The sequence below is a fragment of the Legionella bozemanae genome, from assembly GCF_900450575.1.
In the GTDB taxonomy this organism is placed as follows: Bacteria; Pseudomonadota; Gammaproteobacteria; order Legionellales; family Legionellaceae; genus Legionella; species Legionella bozemanae.
This window is the reverse complement of sequence record NZ_UGGY01000001.1, coordinates 535,491-556,014: the sequence shown is the minus strand read 5'-3', so window position 1 is coordinate 556,014 and position 20,524 is coordinate 535,491. Positions and strand designations below refer to the sequence as shown.

Genomic DNA, 20,524 nt, shown 5'->3' with positions numbered 1-20,524 from the left:
AAGCAATAAATGAATCCAGGTGTCTTATGCAAGCCAAAATGGAAAGTCTTCCTGATGGGCAAAAATGGTTTATTAATAGTATGAGAAGGCTGGGATACAGAAGTAGTCGAGGTGGAGTATGTCGTGGATTATCTTCCTTGTTTATGGTCTATTGTCTCAATAATAAAGCTGATTCATTCTTTACAATGTTAGATTTTATCAATGAAAACCGTCACCTCATCAAAAGAGAAGAGATTAATGCGTTATGGGCAAGAATTGCAAAAAATCCACAAGAAGAACTCACCGAAACAGAAAAACTGTTGCTTGAAGCCGCTAGCTTCTGTGAAATGGTCGAGATCCTGCAACAACCAAGGCATTACTCACAGTTATTTCCTAATGAACTCGCGATTAGAACTCAGGAAGTAGAAGAAACACTTTCAATATTGGGTTTGGACAAATGGAAAAATGAATACGACATTGAAGAGCTATCAAATCAAGTACCAGAAAAAGGCAAATTCTATGCTAAATTTACTCCAGAAGGACTTGACTATGTTTTCATAAATCCAAAAGGTGATGAGGTAAGAGGAACACTTCTTGCAGAAGAGCTAAATACTGTATTCAAATCCAGTGAACAAGAACAGCCATTCAAAACATTAAATGCATCGTTTAAAAAAGTTATCGATTTAATCGAGAAAAAAAATGGCCATCAAGTTAGTCCTGAATATTTTCAGAGAAAAAACATTTTCCCCGCAGGAGATGTATGTGGTATTTATAATAATGAATCACTTGAAAAACTGATCCAATCTTTTACAGAAATTGCACCTCAATATCAACCTATTACATTTAGCCTAACTGCTTGCAATCATGCAATTGAGCTTACTTATGTGAATAACCAATGGATCGCATTTGATCCAAATCGTAAATTCAAATTTTTTAATAATGATCCCTCGCCTGTCAAAGAAATAACAGCATTTATAACAGGCGCATATATGCCCCTTGCTAAAAAGGATAATAAAGGTGAATACATTGGCATAGTTTTTACTGCCTCTGTAAATAATCAAGATCAAGCCCTTAAAGTAAAAGAGACGATGACTTCGATACAAGTAAATTCTGATATTCATAAAACTGGTTTTAGTGATGTGCGTCGAATTGATGCTGATGGTAAAACATGGGCTGAAATCGCAGCAAAATCAGATAATCTAGTCGCCATAAAAAAAATTGTGGCGGGTCTAATGGATAATGACGATGTCGTTAAATTAATACTGGACAATCTCACTCCCTCTGTCTCTACCTCTCTAAGCATAAGAAGGAAGAAAAGAGAGGTATATGATTATTTTATCGGTAAACTTAAAGAATATGAACTTGAATTAACGAATTTAGGTGAACGGGATATCGATACCATTCTAGCTGAGTTTACTTCACAACCTTTAAATGATTTTAAACTATTATATCAGCAATTATCTCCGAAATTGAGTCAAGAACAGTTAGCAGCTACCTTAGAGCAGTGTTTAATGGGTTCCGTTTACAACAACAATAAAATGGTTTTAGATTATTTATTGGACGATGTGTGCCAGATCAAATCTCCGAATCGTGAATTAAAACTCCTGGAATATGCCATTTTATGTGAAAAACCAGATTTAGCACTGGCTCAAATACAAAAACTTGATGTCTTAAAAGCAGAAGAAGCATTAAGTGAACTCAATATACAAGCATATGAGCGCCTCCTAAATGGTACTTTTGCAAAACATCTTCAAAATCAAAAACAAAACCCTTATTTTATGTTTGTAGTAGAAATAAATAAGGGGATAACTCTGAAAGAAGAACAATTGAGTAGAGCATCGGCAGAACACGGAAATATTCCAATTTTGATAAAGCAAGGCAATACAATAATGATATATGGCTTATCAAAAGAAAATAAATGGCAACTCAATACATTAAAAAATCCATCGAGTGAGGTAATGCAAGAAATAGACAAATTGCAATTTGGCTCAGATGTATCTATTACTCAAGGTGCGTTACACCGAGAAATTAGAAGAAGTAATCTACATATAACTTCCACAACAACGTTACTTCTTTCCGCTGTTAAATCAAGAAATGTTGAGCTTCTAAATAAACTTATAGAAAAAGGAGTTGACCTTAATATACCTAATAAGCAAGGATTAACCCCTCTCATGCTGGCGTGCAGGCATGGATTTGATGACATCGTGCAAATTTTGTTAGCAAACGGTGCAAAAACAGCTTTAACCGATAAGAAAGGAAATACTGTATTACATCATGCATGCATCGAAGGATACACGAACATCGCTCAGCAAATAATAAGCAGTAATCCTGAGCTCATTAATCTATTAAATACTGAGGAGGTTTCACCTTTGGTTTATGCAATTTCATTGCATGAAGATATTGAATTGCCACAATTATTATTAGCTAACAAGGCTGAAGCTAATCTTGCTAGCTTATACCTTGCTTGTGTTAAAGGCCGTCTAGGTGCGTTTGAAGTTTTACTTGAACATGATCCAAGTATTTTAAAAAATGACTCACGTTTCATTTTAGCCGCTGTCAATAGTGGCAACGAAAAATTAGTAAAACTACTTCTTGAACCTAAACTTCCTGAACATCAAATTGACTATGAGCCTCTCCCATTATTTAGAATTGCGTGCAAGAATGGCAATGCTGATATTGCGCGCATCTTTGCCGAAAGACACCCTGATATTTTAAAATCACCTGAAGCTGAGATGGCATTCTTAATTGCGTGCAGTATGGGTAACTTAGGTATCGTTAAATTATTTGTAGAAAAGTTAGGTGTTGAATATATAGAAACGATTACAAATAAGAACAACAATGCTCTGACTTTTGCTATTATAGAAGGACGTACGAATGTTGCTGAATATTTGCTGGATTGTTGTCCTAACTTTAATCGCGCTATAAAGACTGATCCTAAATGGCTTACCTATATTGTGAGAGAAGGACATTTACCTCTTTTAGAATTAGTCGCAAATAAATACCACGTCGATATTAAAATGCAGGATTCCGAAGGCATCAGTGCGATCCATCGTGCGTGCGAAAAAGGCCACATCGAACTGGTCAAATGGCTTGTCGAAAAAGACCATAGCGTCTTAGAAACTCCTCTCCCCGATGGTAGAACACCTCTGTTTTTAGCTCTTAGTTTAAAAGATAACCCGGCGATTGCCTCTTATTTAATTAAACAAGGAGCTAATATTTATGCTGTAGATCCAGATTTGAATACAGCAATACACGATGCGTGTACTGTGGCAAAGAACGAGACTTTATATCATGTAATTACACAACGGGTAGAGACTCACCAGGAAGAAGTAATAGCTGAAATAAAAAAAATGGCTGAACTAAGAAATGCAAAAGCACAGACTCCCTTAATGTTTGCCGTCGTATTTAATAATCCATCGCTCGTAAGCCTGTTCTTAGAATGTAAAGCAGATATTACTTTGGTAGACCAGATGGGAAATAATGCATTGCACCTTCTTTGTAAAAATGCAAAAGATAAAGATGCAGCAAAAGAAATGCTAAAAATTATTCTTTATACAAATCCAGAATTACTCAATACAATAAATGGCGCTGGAATGACACCCTTAATGCTTGTAGCCCAAAGTGGTCGAGTAGATATTTTTAAAATTTTATTAAAATTCGATCCCCCTTATGTACGGAGTGATGAGAAAACCATTTTTGATTGCTCACCCAATGAAGAAACAACAAGACAATTGTTACAGGCAATTATTGAGGGTTCAAAAAATAATCAAGATCAGCTGAAGCAGCTCATTGAGGTGGAGTTAAAAAAGCAGCATATCAGTCTCGTATTACCGATGCTCATGGCAGTTTCTGACCCGCAATTTACCCTCAATATTTTAAGCAAAATCGTTGCAATGGGGAGTGATGCCCAACCATTTAAATCGAAAGCCATTCAAGAAAAAGCAAAAGCAGAAATAGTGCCTTTACTTTCTTTCTTGAGTGAATGTATTGGAAAATATGAGATTAACATTTCTTCTGATGATATTGATAGTTTCGTCAACGCAATTCGAAAGCTCATGCAAACTGAAGATGGGCAAGATTATCTAATGGTTAAGGAACATATTGAAGGGGTTACCTCGAAGATAAAAGAAACGGTAAAAATACAGGAACCTACTCCCAGTGACAACAATCCCTATCGAATGTTCCAACCAGCAACGAATGCCCCAGTAATTCAACCCCAAAAAACGTCTGAATCGGGATTATCCTTTTCACCTGGGGGAAATAATGATACTAATAGTTAGATCTTATACCGACCATCGCACGATTTTTTGAAGACTGCCATCTTGATCAAGTCCTATTAGGAAGAAATACAACAACAATACAGTTTGAAGAATAGAATTCACCTATCTTGCACTGATAAAAAAACAAACAAAAAACTCTAAAAAAACTCTTCTTTTAATAATTTCTTAATTTTATTTGAATATAATATCGCTCAATTATTATTCTAATTGCATCATTTGGATTATATGCCCTTGAAAAGAAAACACGAGTTAAACCAACGTGAACAGCACTATTATAAAGAAGTTGGTAAAAAAATTGTTCCCATAGAAGATGAGGAGGAGCAAAGAAAAATCGATGAGTTCATGAAGAAACATCACTCAGAAACGCCCCCATGTACATCACGTGAATCAGGTTATTCAGCTTATATGTTCAGTGGAAAAAAAGTCGAAATAAATACTTCTATGGTAAAGAAACGCAAGATAGATAAAGAGCATTACCTCATTTCAAGAGCTGCTAAAGCGCCTACCTTACCTGTTTCTTGTTTGGCTTCAACAGAGCATGTCGTGGCGATGCAGGAGGACGTTAAAGATTTTAAATCAGAATCTGAACCCCAAACAAAACGGAACGTGATGTATCTCATTTCATTATCGTGTAGTACTAAAAAAATAAATGTCCGACAAGAAAAAAGTGCGATTTTAAAGCTCCTACACCAATATGATAATACCTTAAATAGAAATAATGTCAGCATTACTTATAGTAAGGAAAAAGCAGTTTTTGAAATAAAGGTGAGTACACAAGTTGCTGACATTCAAGTACTTGTACAAGCACTGAATAGCAAAACAAAATATAAGATCGTCAATTGTGATTTTGAAGATATAGGCTTAAATCAAGGCGTTTGTCTGGTTAAGAAGGATGCATCCAATCCAATTCATGCTATGGTTAATATTGTAGATTCAGATTCTGAAAAAGGATTTCTTGAGCGAGATGCAGGCACAACATCAGGACGTAATACCGCTTCTTATCAAGATAGCAATTGGACCTGTAATTTCTTTACAAGCATGCCAGATATGTTAAAGAAAACTAACTATCCTCAGAGCACTCTTGCTATAAAAATTTTTAATGCAAGAACGCCTTAAAAATAGATATAGATAAGCGCTGGGCCAGAATGCCCCAACCTATTTGCGTTTTTTTGCAGGGTGGATCTACACCAATTTACCCAAGTACTTTAACCTACTCCTGTCCTCCTGGTTTTATCATCCAAATAAATCAGATAATTAAGAAGACTATTATTTTGCTTAGTATCCTTAAAAAGGATAAGATGTGCTCTGTTTAAGTTTTTCTGTACAGGGATAATGACTTCTATACTTAAATCCGAAAATATTGCTCTTACTCATAATGGAGTAAGCCAAAATATCAGCATATTATTTACTTTTTCGATTATTTTTGTTTCCGTAGCAATACGTTTTTTATGTCTTGGTTCACACAACCTATTTGTTGAAGAAACCTATTACTGGAATTATTCGCAACATCTCGATTTTGGTTATCTGGACCATCCTCCTATGGTCGCTTTGCTTATTAAAATTTCTACCTTGATTTTTGGTACCAATGAGTTTGCCGTTCGTCTTCCTGCACTGCTTTGTTGGGGAGGTGCTGCTTTTTTCAGCTTCAAATTAACCGAATTAATTCATCGAGGCGCGGGTCTGTATGCGGTATTATTGCTATCACTAATGCCATTTTATTTTATACAGTCTACCCTAATAACGCCGGATCAACCGGTTCTGCTTTGTTGGTCCGCCGCACTCTATTATTTTTATCGCATCTTTATTTTCGATGAATCTAAATCCTGGTACAAAGCAGGTGTATGGCTTGGCTTAGGAATGTTGTCCAAATATACAATTGTATTACTCGGCCCTGCGGTACTTCTTTATTTAATCATTGTCCCTTCAGCACGATATTGGTTTATTAAGAAAGAACCTTATCTTTGTGTATTAATTGCCTTACTCTGTTTCACTCCAGTAATTTATTGGAATTTCATGCATGAGTGGGCTTCATTTGTATTTCAAAGCGTGCGTCGATTTAAGCCAGCCCATCGTTTTTCCTTGCATCATTTTATTGGCTTGCTTTTTCTGTTTTTATTGCCTTCTGGGGTTATGGGCCTTTATCTCTTATGGAATAAAAAATCCATCAACATTGAAGTAAAGACCCAACGCTTTCTGCAAATATTTACACTGTTTCCTTTGGGTTTTTTTGGAGTATATAGTCTTAAGCATTCGATTCGATTAGATTGGATAGGCCCAGGGTTAATCTCTATTATTCCTTGGCTTGCATTCTTGATCTCTAAAAACAAATTCTACAAGGAATGGCATCTAAGCTCATTTGTTTTATTACCTTGTTATATTCTCTTAATCATCATGATAGCGTTTGGCATCTCTGAAAAAGCATCAAAAACGTTCTTTCAAAAAATGATTTCATGGGAAAATTTTACCGAGCAGTTCCATGATTTAGCAAAAAATGTGAGTGCTGCAAGAAATACTGAAGCCATACTTGTTCCATTGGATGCATATAATATAGGAAGTGAGCTTGCATTTTATCAAGCAAAACTATTGGAACACGGAAAAATTCAAACCATTTATCCCGTTATTGGGCGACATATTTTTGGTATGAATAGTTTAATGTATCAATATTGGTCCAATGCAACAATGCCTTCTGGCAGGACTTTAATCTTAATTTCTGCAGATCCCAAGGATTTTGATTTGCCTTACATCAGCAGCAAGATAGCAGTGCTGAAGCCGCCGCAAAAGCTATGGTCGCACAGCCAAGGAAGGGGAAAACCTATATCCCCTTACTATTATGAACTCGTGCAAATGAGATAAATCGTTTGCATGTCAGTTTCATGGCATAGTGCAAAAATAAGAAGCACCTCAACTGGACATTGGTCGATACATCACAGCGAATTTGTTTTGACTTGTAAGAATAGTTGTGATTGGCCGGTTTTAGAACTGGCTTACATGGATGGAACCATCGCACCCTCTTCTATTTCTGTTTCGCCTTTCTTTTTCCTTTCAATTTCATCAGTTACAGCTTTGGTCATTCGGTCATAAGTCTGCTGAGTGCCTGTTTTAAACCCAAGTGCTTCACCTAGGCTACTAAAAATGCTTTGACTTCTACGGGTGTTAAATAATAGATCATTGTCGACTCTGTGAGTCGTGATCTTATGTAAAAGCTGATTCAATGATAATTGAGATTCGCCAGCTATCTCCTGATATAAGTATTTTAATTGATTAAATTTTTTCTCTGTAATATCTAAATTGGGCTGATTTTTAGGAAGATTCTCAAGTTTTTTATACAATTCCTTGAGTACTTCCATTTGAGTAGGATTTACCTTAAAACAATTGGGTGGTGGTGGAAGAATATAAAATCCCTTTTGCGGTAATTGTCCTTCTACAAGTTTTGTTTTGTAATCAAGCCCAATAGCAAATAAAGCAGGAACATGGGGAGAATATTGTAAGGTGTAATTAAGAATATCACGTGCTGTAGTACGACATGTGTTCGAGGCGCTAATTTCTCTTGCCCCGTCAATGATACCTTGGCGAATTTGTTCATTATTAAAAGTGCTTGCCCTAGCAAAAGTATCAACTTTTTGATGTTTCAATGTTATTTGCCCTGAGGACTCTTCCGCAGGAATATAGCACTTGATGCCCTCTCGAAGATAAAATACACCTCTTTCTGGATAGGTTAATTTTTTAACTGGAACATTTCGAACTTTTCTTTCTTTATAGAATTCACGCTGATCCTGATGAATATCTCTTGTAATCGCTAAAAATTCTAAATAGTGCTCATAAGTAATGGAGTACGCTTGATAGCTAATGTCTGAGTCTCTTGTATCGTGCCCTTCATCCATCAATGAAGCATCAGAATGACTTCCCAAAATTTTTCCAAATAGAGTGAAGGGATGCTCAAAGTCTTTGTCAATAACATTCCCTTTACCTACCTTCGCTAAAAGTTCAGGTTTTCCATTTACCATAACCCCCAGCATGAGCATGCTATGAATACCATTTTTAACAATAGTGATAAAAAATTCGCTTTTTTTAGTAACAACAATATTTGGAATTGGCATATATACTTTTCTCTCAAATGCTCTAAACTTGAGATTATAGATCATACATTGAACATTATGAATATTATACAGGGCGTACGGTCAAAAAATACTTTTTCCTGGTTGCGTTAAAATATAAATAAATGTGTAAATACCGAAAAAAATTAGATCATGTAGCGAGTCCTATCTCACTAACATTCTTGGGCTTTAAAAAGTCACCACACCTAATTTTAACACATTGATTTTAAAAAATTTTGAAACCAATTTAGTCTCATTTTGGCAACTCATCAAATCGTTGCAAGTGCACTAATTTATCTTCCCAGGATGCTCGACTCGCATAGAAAATATGGGCAGTTAGCTCTAGAGAGGCATCATTATCCAGGGTCCCCGCTGGTAACACCACGTTACCCTTTTCATTCTTTCTAGGGAGCGGGCATCCACACGTCGTGCAAAACATACGCTCCTTTCTTGTATCTTTCAGTTTGAAATAGCTGATATTTTTTTCACCTCTCTCCCAGGATAATTGCGCATCATCAAAAAAAACAGTTGCCCCGTGAATCGAGCCAGTTTCTTTTCTACATCGACTGCAATGACATAAATACATTGCTGTAGGCTTTTGCCCAGTAATCACATAACGGCATGCACCACATAAACATTCGCCTGTATATCGATTCATTTAAAACCTCTCCTTATCTTTTTAAGTAATATGCTTTGATAAACAACATTGATTTATCTGGCAAACTCTAAGCCACGCTTTCTTAACTGCTTATTTTTTCAAACTGTTCTCTGAGGTCTCTGAGAATAAATTACTCAGGTGTGCTTGCGTGTAATCAAATAGTTTTTGACCAACAGCCATTCCAACTGCAACTCGTGCTGTGCCCTGTCCAATTCTGAATCGTTGCTGAAAAAAACTCAATCGACTTAAGAAGGCTTGTTGTGGTGTTTTTGATTCATTCCATACTTTAGTGAATACCTCACATGCAGATGGCAGTTTGCGATTTGGAGGCGCGATCCCATGGATTAAAAAGACCTGAGTTGGATATACCTGCAATTAACCCACTAGCAACATCAACATTAATCTTTTGTTTATAATTTAATTTTGGATCCTGCTCATTTGATTGTACCTTTGTACAACTTGCACTACTCATCCCTAGCTCTCCAGCATTAAATTTTTTCAAAAAAACATTATATTGGATATTTTTAAAAAATTAATGCAATGCTGACCGATTTTTAAAAAGTCTACGCTCCTATACTACATCTTATTTATAAGTAGACCCTATTACTGTTACTGCTCCAGAATAAAAAGGGGAGTATCAGGAAGGTTCTCAGATTTTGTTTGTTGCAGTTGTTTTTTATAATTGTAGGTCACTGATTCTGTGTCATAAGCCTTTTCTCCAGGTAAAATGGATATCCTATTCCTAAATTTAAAATCAGGCACAGATTTTGTGAGCTCTTCATGCAGCGCTATTTTTTTATCATGCACCCTGTTTCGAGCAATAATTGCTTTTTTTGCATCCTGTACTCGTTGTGCATCCTCCTTGTTTTCAGGCAAAATTACCGGTAATTGACTCACAATATGGAGAAACGTTTGCAGGGCTTCAGGAGGCTGCGCATGTTTGATGTATTCATCAGCAATTAAAGAATATGCCCAAAAATCTCTATAACTAAAACGTAGCTCGCTTTTATGCTCCTGGAGAATTTGTTTCATTTTTTCAAAATCACCATGCCGCACATAAGCAAGCATCCGTTCTGGTATCGATAATGCCTGGGATATTTTAAATAAATCGTGTGCATCGATCATCACATTATGAATAACAGGCTCCAGGCCAAGTTTCATGGCACATACGTTAACAGCCCTGATGTTCGCCGGTGAAAAATAAGCATGGGTAAAGTTGACAAAACTGTCTAAATCGATTTTTCGTCCGTGATGTAATGCAGCAAACAATTCGTTCGTGTATTTTCCTGTATCGTGTTTGATCACGCTTCCTACTTTAAATTGCCAATCACCATGTTCATCTTTAAAAAACAGAATGTTTTCAAATCCCATGGCATCCATGATAATCCCTGTCTTTTGATAAAAATCACGATAATGAGTCAGAAACTCAATCATTACGTCTCTGAGCGTAGGATCACTATCTAAACGTTGCAAAATTGCACCAATTCGTTCATCAATGAACAGATAATCATTAAGATCAAAACTGGATTCAGAGCCATTTTTATGTATAAGCGCTTTATGTACCTTACCAAACAACTCTTTATTGTGCTCCATTAAGTAAGGATCCAGTTCGGCAGGTTCTATTTTAAAATCAAATTTTACTTTAGATTTGAAACATTTTTCATATGGAACGATTGACAATGCTGCATTTTGAGGTTCTTTTCTCGGAAGCTGTACAGGAAGAGTAATATGATGCTCGCGAATGCATCGCTGTTTTCCATCTTTGTCAAAGCATTCGTATAAAACAGCATATTTTTTTTCTAACTCTTCAAGCTCTTTAGGGTTGGGATTTTGTTTCATTACTTTAATAACAAAGGGGGCTTCTGGAAATCGATAAAGCACATGAGTCCCTCCTTCAGCAATACGCTCGGCTTTAGTTAAATCAATTGCGCCCGATTCAGTCTTTGGTATGGAGTTCAACTGCTCCTCCTTAAAAGCAGCCAGTTTAGGATGTGCCTGAGGCAGCTGTACGGCAAGTCCAGTCGCCCAGGATTCTGCAGTATGTCCCCCATCGTGTAGCCTGCATTCAACATGTAACTCTTGAGCTAATAACATGGCTGCCTGGGTTAAAGGTTCATCACCTAGACCACAGTCTCCTGTTTCATGGGTTCCCGCCTGGAGATAAATATAGGGATTTCCTTTCGGTACTTCACGCTTGGAAAGTACATCATAACCAGTCTGTAGCATATGCAACAAATAGCGCTGTTCTTGCTTATTTGCCAAAGGAGCACGCCAAGTTTGATCATCCTCATATCGCACAGGAACAGTCACCTCTTCACCACTTAATCGCAGAGAAGAGGGGCCCCACCAAACAGCAGGCGATTGAGCAATCACTTGTCCATAAATATCAGGATGCATTTTAGCAGTATACAGTGCTTGCAACCCCCCCATACTTTGGCCACATAAACCTATTTTTTGGGGATCATCTGTGACAGGAATACCTGCTTGTTTTAGCGCGCCTGGAATTTTAATAAGCATCGCATCCGTTTGCAGATCACAACCATATTCTTTAAGTCGAGGCATTGATACCCATTTTCCCATTTCCATGGTAGGTTGTGTAGGCGATACAAATACGGCAATGACGGGCTCCATTTTACCTTCAGCAATTAAATTATCTAAAATGTCCTTTGTGCCCATGGCATTTCCAAAAGCATCCTGGCGTAAGTGCATATCACCATCCAGCATTACTTGAATAGCATACTCTTTAGGGTCGGAAGCCCTATAACCCGCCGGCAAATAAACTTCAACCAACTGCTCCCCAAAGCCTAATTGATAATGCTCATCCACTGGTTCACTTAAAATACCTTCTGCATGAAGCACACGTTTTTGTATGCTTCCTTTATTTTTCTTGGCTAATTCAGAATTTTCATACACAGATGTGACAATTTTTCCATCAGATAAGGCAATTTTGTTGATAATATTAGGTTTTTGAGTCAATTCTCCCGGTTTCACATCAGGATGCATGAAAAAATCGCTACTTTCATTTGGCTCGATAGACCTTTTTGCGATCCATTGACCATTATCCTCTGTCATGGAAATCATATGACCTTTCCCGGATGAATCACGATAACCCAATAACATTTCTTTGGGGATAGGGATTTCTGGATTTGGCTTATAAATGAATGTTACAGTGAGTTCTGATGACGTATTATCAATAATCACTTCGACTATCCCGGCACTTTCTCCGGTGACAACAAATTTAATCGATTCAGACATTTAATTTTTCATTTAATGTTGCAAGTTTCTATTATATTTCGGACAAATAGGAACATTACTATTCAGCTTATTAACTTTACGCATTATTTTCAGTTCAATGTTCCTGGAGATTTATTATTAAAATTAAAACAAATAGGACTTATAACATCAATGTGAGCAATATTGACTGCAAGAAAACAAAATTTATTAATATTGAAAAAAACATTTGCATTTAAGGCAATATTTATATTAATCTGAAGGGGACTCATAAGGAAAAGGAGATCATCATGGGTAAAAAAGAAAATGCTCGTCTAAAAAATGGAAATAATAAATCAATACAACCCGATTCTAATCCGAGATCACAACGTTTTTTTAATCAAAAACAAATTACTCCCTCATCAGAAATGCAAGGAGCACAAAAAACGCCACAACCTCAAGAAATCAGTTTACAAACTACTACTGACATCTTATTAGCTGCTATTTTGCAAGAATTAAAGACTCAAAATATGATTGAACTCATGAAACTAAAAACCCAGCAAGAACAAGAGCAAGAAGAGTTGCAAGCCGCTGAAAAAATGCAAGAACAAGATCAAGCTCGATTCGAAGAAATCCGACACACGATGTATGCTTGATTTACTACTGCATTCTCCAACCAATTAACAGATTTTCTGTTAATTGGTTTTTAGGATGATACGAGCCTCTATCTATGAAGACAGCTTCATCAGCAAAAGACCTGATACAATCAGTACTGCCGCAACAATGCGCATGGTATTTACCGGTTCACCCAAAAAGATGAGACCAACCAGGAAAGCACCAACGGCCCCGATACCAGTCCAAATCGTGTATGCTGTTCCCAATGAAAGAGTTTTCATTGATATGGATAAGAGAACAAAACTCGCAATCATCGTTACAATAGTGATGATGCTAGGTAAAATCCTAGTAAAACCAAGAGACTGCTTCATGGAAAAAGCCCAGACCACTTCAAATAGACCAGCGAAAACTAAGAGAACCCATGCCATACAGCCCTCCTTTCAAAAATCGGGCCGTCCCGCATGCAACCATAATGGGTGAGGTCGTCCTCACAGTATAAATTATACATGATCTGCACAATACTCGCTATTATGATAGGCGGCTTGCCACCAGGATTTTCCTGAAATGTGCCAAATAGTTCCGAGCTGCAAATGCAGCTCTTGACACATCTCTGTCTATACCCCGCGACTTGTTCCTGAGAGATCCACGCGAAATTTACCCCCTACGTAACGCGCATAAAGCGCAGTACGTAGAACGTTGAGTATCGTTCATTTAAAAATATAAAGTCACATTCAAATTTCGCGTGGATTGCTCAGGATTTGTTCGCGAGGCCCAGTGTTTTAGGGACAGCTCTTCTGGAACCCACGAACAAGCTGTGCGAATACGACAGCAGAATAGGCCTGGGCTGATTTCGCAGCGATGTGTAGAAAATTTAATTGCTATGCTTATTTGATTATACCCTTTCTAGGAAGGCAACCTCTTGGCCTTCCATTTATTGACATGCACTACCTCAAAGAGTTACAACATCCAATCTCATAGCTATTTAATCCCACGGATTTTAAGATGTATGCGAAAACAACTACCTCAGCGACCAAAATTGATAGGTTTTTTCAACCAGGTAAGGTAAATCAACAAATGCCTTGTAGAAAACTCGATGAACTTGAGAAGATGCAGGGTTTACTAAACAGTCAACGAATTAAACTCATATTTGACAACTATGGAGTAGAACTCATTTTACAAGAAAACAATGTTCGTATATCCAATTTAAATTCAAATGGTGTCATGCGAACTTTTGCAGTTGTTCATTTCTCTTTACCAGCCTCACCCTGGCTGAAAGATACTCATAATAAAATTTACAGCGGAAGTACTATTGGTCAAACGATTAAAGATGATGGATTTGATTTAACTAAAGAAGATGTATATTTTGGCATTACTGAATTACCTGAGATTGCAAAAAATAAGATGAAAACAACTGAAGAATCAGCTGCTATTCACATCTATCAATTAACCGTAAAAAAGCCTAACACATCTGAATCAATAGTTTATTGTACGATTACTGAAGTACATAGCCCTTTATATCTTACTCTGGGAGATTTACGCCAGTTATCTCCTGAAGGCACTCAAAAATACAGCACGCTCACAGAGTCGGCACAAAAACATCTCAATGAGTTACGCACACTCGATGAATGGCTTGAGTCACATAGCAATAAATCTCTAATATCAGTTCAGCAAGTTTAGGTTGGATCTTGGCTCATCCCTAAACTTACTCGTTCAAGCTTCTAGTATATGAATTCAAAAGATTTATCTTTGGAGCTAATATGCAAGGTTGAATCATCAGCGTCTTTTTTAACAAATTGAAGCTGGTAGTCTGAAACAAATTTAGCAATAGCCACTTTAAAAAGAACCTCAGTCACGGCGACTGCTGGACAATTACGCATACCTACAGAAAAAGGTACAAATGGGAATTGGCCTATCGTAGGATGGTTATTTTTAACGCTCATCGCTCCCTCTTCATCAACATGTTGTGGCTCAACTTGCAAAAAGCGTGTTGGTTCAAATTCATTTGGATTAGTCCAGTACTGCTCTCCTTTAGCTAAAGCATGTAAATCAAATATTATCATCGTATTAGGAGGTATGGTCATTGAATCAGATGAATATCCATTTTGGGTATATCTGGGTACCGCCACGGGAGCATCAAACCGAACTGACTCTTTATAAAAAGCATTCAATACAGGCAATGACTTAAGAGCGCTAATATCTAACTTATCATCCAACACTAGATGAGATCCTTCAATTTCATATCGAAGCATTTCAAGTTTTTTGGGGTCTGCTGCAATTTGTTCGAGACATAGTACAATTGCATCAGTGAGGTTATCTGCAGCTTTTAGGATCATTGGCAACGATTGGACTATTGGATTTTCAAAATATCTTCTAATCTCCTCAGTAGACAAAGATTTTAAGGCAAATGACAGCTCATCCTCTTTAAGTGTTGGATTTTCCTCTTTAAATAAACTAACTATAGAAGCAGCAATTAAATTAGCGTTTCCTGGATGATCATCTTGATGAAGTACTTCAACAACTTTTTCGAATTCTTGCTCTAAAATACTTCTTGAAAAAGCACGGTAAGCATCCCGTTTTTTTCTTAAACTCGGCATAAAATGAAGCAATTCAGGAAAAGGGAATGCGCCCCACCGCTTTACATCATTTCGATAAGACTCCATTACATCATAAGTATCAGCCGGTAATTGCTTGATGCCCAGCATATTTTCTACCATAACAGCCCGCACGATACCACAAACTATATGCCTGGTTGAAATGTCTGTATCAGCAGCTACAGTTTTTTCAATTTCTGTGATCGTAGGGTAAGCAAGTCGTGATGGTGTAAGAAAACGAGAAAGATTTTTTCTTGATAGCACTGCATCATGTCCAATATCTGAAATAATAAAAAAATCATTCCCAGAAAAAAATTTAAATGAGGCATGTCCCTTGCGACTCGATTGTTCTTTGTCAAATTGATTTATTAATTCAACGAGCTGAGATTGAGATCGTGGCGTGATTACTGCATAGTTTCCGCCCAAATATCCCAAGCTAATTACGCTATACCCCTCCTCACTGCTTCGAGCTTTAGAGATTAATTTTTGGAGGATCACTTTAGGATCTTGGACAAATTCTCTAGTGTAACCAAATCCAAATCGTTCAACTTGATGGAAAATACCTACCGCAGTTTCATAAGCTTGGGTTGAGTAATACCGTATACTTAACCCTATTGAGCTTTCTAATAATTTACCAAACATAAACAATCTCAACATGAATCAAAATGATGAACTTTAAATCATTAGGTATTCAGTGTAAACATTCATCAGTTTTTAAAATTACTGATATAATTTGATTTCAAGGCAACCAAGTTGCTTTTGCTTGCAGCCAGACTACGCTTATTCTTTAGGATATAACATTGAATCCTGGTGCTTTGCATCATCCCATATTTCGTCTTCAGATAAACTTGTTTCAATGAACTCAATTATGGCTCCATGCTCCTCTATCATAGCCACTCTAAAATTTTTTAATGGAAAATAGGGTTCCAGAAGCACATGTTTTCCCTTTATTGCTTCATCAATACTATCTACCTTATAGGCTATATGTGGTTGCGTTTGAATCAGCTGATGCAAAGGACAATTTGGGCCAAATCGATGATATTGAATTCGACCAGGCAAGTCTCCTCCCGAGGTATACATGTCCATAACAGAACTATAACGCTCGCCAGGACGGGGGGCAGTTACCGGTATTCCAACATGATGATATTGATATTTCATAATAAGCCCCTAATTGCTTTGATTTATTTATATTCTACAGTTTAATTGTTCCAATATTAATCAATATTATTTCTGCCATTATGAACTTTTAGTTTATAATTATAAATATATTTAATGACCAATACTTTATTATGTTTAATCTTTCCCAAATAAGATGTTTCATAAAAGTTGCAGAACATCTCAATTACAATCGTGCCGCAGAGAAGTTGAGTATCACGGCAACGGCTGTGAGTAAGCAAATTAAAAATCTGGAATATCAATTGGGTGAAAAACTCTTTATTCGAGACACGCGCAAGGTACAGCTGACTTTATTTGGTATCATGCTCCTGGAAAAATGTCAGAGATTACTCCAAGAAACCCAATTCATCGAACAATTTATTGAATCACGACACACAGTTCCTCAAGGCCAAATTACTATTTTGGTTTCGAGCATTCTTGCAAGCGAGTTAATTTTAGATAGACTTTCTGATTTTATTAAACAATATCCTTTAATTGAGTGTGAATTTTTATTCTCGGAGCAAGATAATGATTTGGCACGAAAAGACATCGATGTGATGGTTGGCTTTCCTGAGATTCCACCTTTTACTGATCACTTAAAATATAGAAGGATGCGGCCTATTACCAATATTCTTTGTGCAGCTCCAAGTTTAATTACACAATATGGCATGCCTGCTCAGGCTGCTGATCTTATGTCATTTCCTTTTATTTCACATAGTCTAAGGAAACCTGCTACAGAGCTTCCATTAGAAAATGGAACGTACTTACCCTGTCCAAAGCCAATACTTTTTATGGATGACTTTAATGCGCTAAACCAGGCATGTAAAAACGGAATAGGTCTTTTTTTAACAGGTGATCGACTGGTTGAAAATGCGCTTAAGGAAAAAACGCTCATACAAGTTCTCCCAGAAATCGAATTTAAACGATATGAAGTTTTTACTTTTTATCAACCTCATGGATCGGAGCTACCCAAGATTAGCGCCTTTCTTGATTTTTATGCTCCGAACCCACCACAATTTGTTTAATTACCAGAAAAAGATTTAATCGTCGGATCATCTTGCGGGCCTTGTGTTAATGTGTCATTCAGTTTTATGTCAACAAATTTCTTCTTGAAATCAAAAAAGAGCCTGAGTTTATTATTATCTACTTTTATCTTACTTTGCTGCAGAAGAAACTCTGAAAAACTAATCAATGCTATCCCCAAACTCTTTAAAAAACCAACGCTATTTTTTTGTTTTCTTTCAATTAAATCAACTGCTTGAGGTGAAAACTCATACCCCTTCTTTTTCAATGTGGTGAATATTTCAATGTTTTGCTTATTTATCATGGTAATGCTTATATCCATACAATTTAATTCATCTTTTGTTATTTTAAGCTTTTCGATTAATACTCTAACCATTAAAGGATCATTTTGCTTTATTGCTTTCTTCAAAAATTTTAATCGCAGTTCTGGATCATCAATTTTTTTGGCCAAATCATTAATTTTTTCCGCAATAAGTTTGACGCCTTGATAATTTCGTTCCTTAATAGAAATATCAATCAAATCAGTTAAGAGTCTCGGAGTAAAAACATTCGCATTATGTTTCTTTAGAACGTCATCCATTACTCTACCAATTAAATGATCATTCAGGCCTGCAAAAACTTTTTTTAATATCATTTCATGGGCATCAGAAATAATTTCTTCATACAGATCTCTTATCTCCTGTCCTTGCAATAACATTGCAAAGCATCTATAACTTCCGTTTTGACACGCAAGCATGAAAAAAGGCCCTAGTAACTCATTTTTATTCTCTTTTTGTAATTTATGTATGAGTTTCTCAAGGGCTTTTGCTGAATCACTATTAATTGCCACTATTCCAGCATTTGAAAGTTCGTCTTCAGATAATTGCGTCTTGCTATCATTGAAAATATATTCAGCGGCCTCAGCATCATCATATTTCATAGCAAAGTATAAACCACCACCAACCTTAGGGTTTAATTTTTTTTGTACTGGTGTTAAATACTTATCAAGAAGTGCTTTCTTATCTGGAAATGTTCTATCACTTGGAAGCTCAGTACTTATCACATCAATATGCATATCAAGCGTCGTACGCCACGCAAAGGGAAGTATTGAAAAATTATATGCTGTACCCGATAACCACTTTGTCATCTTGGTTACGTCATCAAATCTCTTGCTCACTATTGAATTATTAGGGTCATATACTTTATATCCATTGCCATCGCGCACAATGGCAATAGCATGATCTAAAGAGCAAACACGCATCGCCTCATTTGGTTTTAGATCAATTTGCTTTATTATTTCAGCCCAATTTTCGCGACTTGTTTTAAGTCCTATTTGGAAAATCGATCGCAGATCTTTGCCCTTTACTTCTAACTGCTCAATTGAGTTACTTTGACTGAATCTATTGCGGGTGCTGAGATCATCGCTTACTTGCAATGCAATTATTTTTTCCACTAAACTAAATAATTTCACATTGAGCTCAGTTGTCGGAGGAATTTTTTGTGCAATAAACGATAAGATCTCCACAAATTCCTGTTCTTTTCCTTCTAACACATATTGAATGTATAAAGTGGATAAGGCATGACAAATTCCCTCTTCATCTAATTTGATCGGTAAATTATGATATTTAAGGTATTTATTGAGATTTGGTATAATTAAATGTTGACCAGTATTTACTTTCTGCTTTTTTGACATGGGAAACCTCGATAGCATTCAAGATACTGAAAATTCTCTGCTTCTTAATAACTAGATAATAAACCTTTAACCTTAACTTAAAGTTAAGTCCCCTATTTATTCTCAATTCATTGAAAAATACATTTCATAAGCAATTTTTCTAGACAGTGGAAAAGCTTTTGTATTCTAATGTCATAACGATTTAGGAAAGGGAAGAATTATGGTTTTTACAAGGATTTTCTTTTTAATTGTATTGGTTAGTTTTTTGAGGATACAAGAAATTCAGGCAGAAGAAACGGATCAATTCACCCTTCCTCCTGGCGAACTGCAAGACATCGGTCCAGTAGCAAGCTACAGACTTTATGAAGTGCTCGAAAAAGTGATTGCTCAAACCAATTCAGAAATTCAAATGCTTCTGCCAAGAGCTCAACATAGCCGACACGCAGCATCCCAATTGGCATCACGTCGTAATGATAGCTACCTCGTTGATTTGGTATATAAATATACTGGCCCAGGTTTTCCACGCTGGTTACGTCGTTTACCCAAAGAATCCAAACCTCTACTCTATAAAGAAGTCTTACCTTGGAAAACGGTTTATTGGCTCGTTTTTTCACAATCCCCCTTATTTTTAATTGGACTTGCCCCCACAATCAATATGTACGGCCATTACTTTGGTACAGATAAGCTAGGCCATTTTTTCATGATGGGCCATACCTACTACAAAATTTATATGTATTATCTGGATCATGGAAAACCTGCGGAACAAGCCCATGCTGCGATTGTTTTATATGGTCAAATCCTTGAACAAACTTATTTGGGTACATTAGCTAATGGCGTTTATTCCAATGGTGATTTATCGGGAAATTATGCGGGATGGAAATTTTATATGAATCTTGGCCATAGCGTAAAAATTGGCGATCGTACGCTTCCTCCCATCCTGGTTTTAAATGGAAATCAATGGGAGTTTTCCAAGCACGTTACCAAGGAAAATCTACTCAAGCCTTATATCTCAGATAATTTAAATGAAGCGTATAATCCTTGCCGATATTCTTTTAACCGAAGTCAAATTCGTAGACAAATTAAAAAACGTTGTGCTCAGTGGATTAGTCGTGAAGGCCTTACACCGCAAATGGTGCAAGCTAAGCTTGAGAAAACCCGTCGTTGGCATGGAGAACATTACGGTCATTGGCTTCCTGAAAGTAATGCAGTAACGCTTGCAGCTTGTTTCGGAGGCAAGTAAAAATTATATTCTGAGCAGTGGCACGATG

General features: G+C 36.6%; 15 protein-coding genes. 7 read left to right on the top strand and 8 right to left on the bottom strand.

Annotation, left to right across the window (positions count from 1 at the left end; genetic code table 11):
- Window positions 1-26 precede the first annotated feature (26 nt).
- The 3 genes from DY223_RS02430 to DY223_RS02420 all read left to right on the top strand — a co-directional run bounded on the left by DY223_RS02430 (window position 27) and on the right by DY223_RS02420 (window position 7,112).
- Window positions 27-4,259 carry an ankyrin repeat domain-containing protein gene (locus tag DY223_RS02430; RefSeq protein WP_058457881.1) on the top strand — a complete coding sequence of 1,411 codons (4,233 nt, stop codon included), beginning with the start codon at window positions 27-29 and terminating at the stop codon, window positions 4,257-4,259.
- Between the two features lie 225 nt (window positions 4,260-4,484).
- A complete protein-coding gene (locus DY223_RS02425; RefSeq protein WP_259293188.1) occupies window positions 4,485-5,375 on the top strand; it encodes a hypothetical protein in 891 nt (296 codons plus the stop codon).
- Between the two features lie 216 nt (window positions 5,376-5,591).
- Window positions 5,592-7,112, top strand: coding sequence for a glycosyltransferase family 39 protein (locus tag DY223_RS02420; RefSeq protein ID WP_058457880.1), 1,521 nt, complete (start codon window positions 5,592-5,594; stop codon window positions 7,110-7,112).
- A 131-nt stretch (window positions 7,113-7,243) separates the two neighbouring features.
- Here the strand turns inward: DY223_RS02420 and DY223_RS02415 are convergent, their stop codons facing one another.
- The 4 genes from DY223_RS02415 to DY223_RS02405 form a co-directional block, all read right to left on the bottom strand.
- On the bottom strand, window positions 7,244-8,356 hold the full coding sequence (locus DY223_RS02415; RefSeq protein WP_058457879.1) for a hypothetical protein: 1,113 nt from the start codon (window positions 8,354-8,356) through the stop codon (window positions 7,244-7,246).
- Between the two features lie 250 nt (window positions 8,357-8,606).
- The gene (locus DY223_RS02410; RefSeq protein WP_058457878.1) at window positions 8,607-9,011 is read right to left on the bottom strand and encodes a GFA family protein; all 405 of its coding nucleotides are present in this window, start codon (window positions 9,009-9,011) and stop codon (window positions 8,607-8,609) included.
- A 90-nt stretch (window positions 9,012-9,101) separates the two neighbouring features.
- Entirely contained in the window at window positions 9,102-9,386 is a 285-nt protein-coding gene (locus tag DY223_RS19000) for a hypothetical protein (RefSeq protein ID WP_131744458.1), read from the bottom strand.
- Window positions 9,387-9,620: 234 nt separating this feature from the next.
- Window positions 9,621-12,266, bottom strand: coding sequence for an alpha/beta hydrolase (locus DY223_RS02405; RefSeq protein WP_058457877.1), 2,646 nt, complete (start codon window positions 12,264-12,266; stop codon window positions 9,621-9,623).
- A 266-nt stretch (window positions 12,267-12,532) separates the two neighbouring features.
- Here DY223_RS02405 and DY223_RS02400 point away from each other — a divergent pair, with 266 nt between their 5' ends.
- The gene (locus DY223_RS02400; RefSeq protein WP_058457876.1) at window positions 12,533-12,877 is read left to right on the top strand and encodes a hypothetical protein; all 345 of its coding nucleotides are present in this window, start codon (window positions 12,533-12,535) and stop codon (window positions 12,875-12,877) included.
- A gap of 72 nt (window positions 12,878-12,949) precedes the next feature.
- On the opposite strand, the gene DY223_RS02395 is transcribed toward DY223_RS02400, so the two are convergent.
- Window positions 12,950-13,264 (bottom strand): DMT family transporter, encoded by a 315-nt coding sequence (locus DY223_RS02395; protein WP_058457875.1) that lies wholly within the window; start codon window positions 13,262-13,264, stop codon window positions 12,950-12,952.
- Between the two features lie 574 nt (window positions 13,265-13,838).
- On the opposite strand from DY223_RS02395, the gene DY223_RS02390 reads away from it, so the two are divergent.
- Entirely contained in the window at window positions 13,839-14,513 is a 675-nt protein-coding gene (locus tag DY223_RS02390) for a hypothetical protein (protein ID WP_058457874.1), read from the top strand.
- Window positions 14,514-14,554: 41 nt separating this feature from the next.
- Here DY223_RS02390 and DY223_RS02385 read toward each other — a convergent pair whose 3' ends face one another.
- On the bottom strand, window positions 14,555-16,069 hold the full coding sequence (locus DY223_RS02385) for a cytochrome P450 (protein WP_058457873.1): 1,515 nt from the start codon (window positions 16,067-16,069) through the stop codon (window positions 14,555-14,557).
- 138 nt (window positions 16,070-16,207) lie between these two features.
- The gene (locus tag DY223_RS02380) at window positions 16,208-16,585 is read right to left on the bottom strand and encodes a hypothetical protein (RefSeq protein WP_058457872.1); all 378 of its coding nucleotides are present in this window, start codon (window positions 16,583-16,585) and stop codon (window positions 16,208-16,210) included.
- A gap of 131 nt (window positions 16,586-16,716) precedes the next feature.
- Here DY223_RS02380 and DY223_RS02375 point away from each other — a divergent pair, with 131 nt between their 5' ends.
- Complete coding sequence (locus tag DY223_RS02375) at window positions 16,717-17,607, top strand: LysR family transcriptional regulator (protein ID WP_058457871.1); 891 nt, start codon at window positions 16,717-16,719, stop codon at window positions 17,605-17,607.
- Here DY223_RS02375 and DY223_RS19310 read toward each other — a convergent pair.
- Window positions 17,604-19,277 (bottom strand): hypothetical protein, encoded by a 1,674-nt coding sequence (locus DY223_RS19310; RefSeq protein ID WP_064115056.1) that lies wholly within the window; start codon window positions 19,275-19,277, stop codon window positions 17,604-17,606. The two genes, DY223_RS02375 and DY223_RS19310, sit on opposite strands and share 4 nt — an antisense overlap.
- 199 nt (window positions 19,278-19,476) lie before the next feature.
- On the opposite strand from DY223_RS19310, the gene DY223_RS02360 reads away from it, so the two are divergent.
- Window positions 19,477-20,496, top strand: coding sequence for a hypothetical protein (locus tag DY223_RS02360; protein WP_058457870.1), 1,020 nt, complete (start codon window positions 19,477-19,479; stop codon window positions 20,494-20,496).
- Window positions 20,497-20,524 lie beyond the last annotated feature (28 nt).

Coding starts and splice junctions, on each gene's coding strand:
- DY223_RS02420 (WP_058457880.1), top strand. CDS start 5,592: ATGACTTCTATACTTAAATCCGAAAATATTGCTCTTACTCATAATGGA.
- DY223_RS02425 (WP_259293188.1), top strand. CDS start 4,485: ATGCCCTTGAAAAGAAAACACGAGTTAAACCAACGTGAACAGCACTAT.
- DY223_RS02400 (WP_058457876.1), top strand. CDS start 12,533: ATGGGTAAAAAAGAAAATGCTCGTCTAAAAAATGGAAATAATAAATCA.
- DY223_RS02415 (WP_058457879.1), bottom strand. CDS start 8,356: ATGCCAATTCCAAATATTGTTGTTACTAAAAAAAGCGAATTTTTTATC.
- DY223_RS02380 (WP_058457872.1), bottom strand. CDS start 16,585: ATGAAATATCAATATCATCATGTTGGAATACCGGTAACTGCCCCCCGT.
- DY223_RS02395 (WP_058457875.1), bottom strand. CDS start 13,264: ATGGCATGGGTTCTCTTAGTTTTCGCTGGTCTATTTGAAGTGGTCTGG.
- DY223_RS02375 (WP_058457871.1), top strand. CDS start 16,717: ATGTTTAATCTTTCCCAAATAAGATGTTTCATAAAAGTTGCAGAACAT.
- DY223_RS02360 (WP_058457870.1), top strand. CDS start 19,477: ATGGTTTTTACAAGGATTTTCTTTTTAATTGTATTGGTTAGTTTTTTG.
- DY223_RS02390 (WP_058457874.1), top strand. CDS start 13,839: ATGTATGCGAAAACAACTACCTCAGCGACCAAAATTGATAGGTTTTTT.
- DY223_RS02410 (WP_058457878.1), bottom strand. CDS start 9,011: ATGAATCGATATACAGGCGAATGTTTATGTGGTGCATGCCGTTATGTG.
- DY223_RS02430 (WP_058457881.1), top strand. CDS start 27: ATGCAAGCCAAAATGGAAAGTCTTCCTGATGGGCAAAAATGGTTTATT.
- DY223_RS02385 (WP_058457873.1), bottom strand. CDS start 16,069: ATGTTTGGTAAATTATTAGAAAGCTCAATAGGGTTAAGTATACGGTAT.
- DY223_RS02405 (WP_058457877.1), bottom strand. CDS start 12,266: ATGTCTGAATCGATTAAATTTGTTGTCACCGGAGAAAGTGCCGGGATA.
- DY223_RS19310 (WP_064115056.1), bottom strand. CDS start 19,277: ATGTCAAAAAAGCAGAAAGTAAATACTGGTCAACATTTAATTATACCA.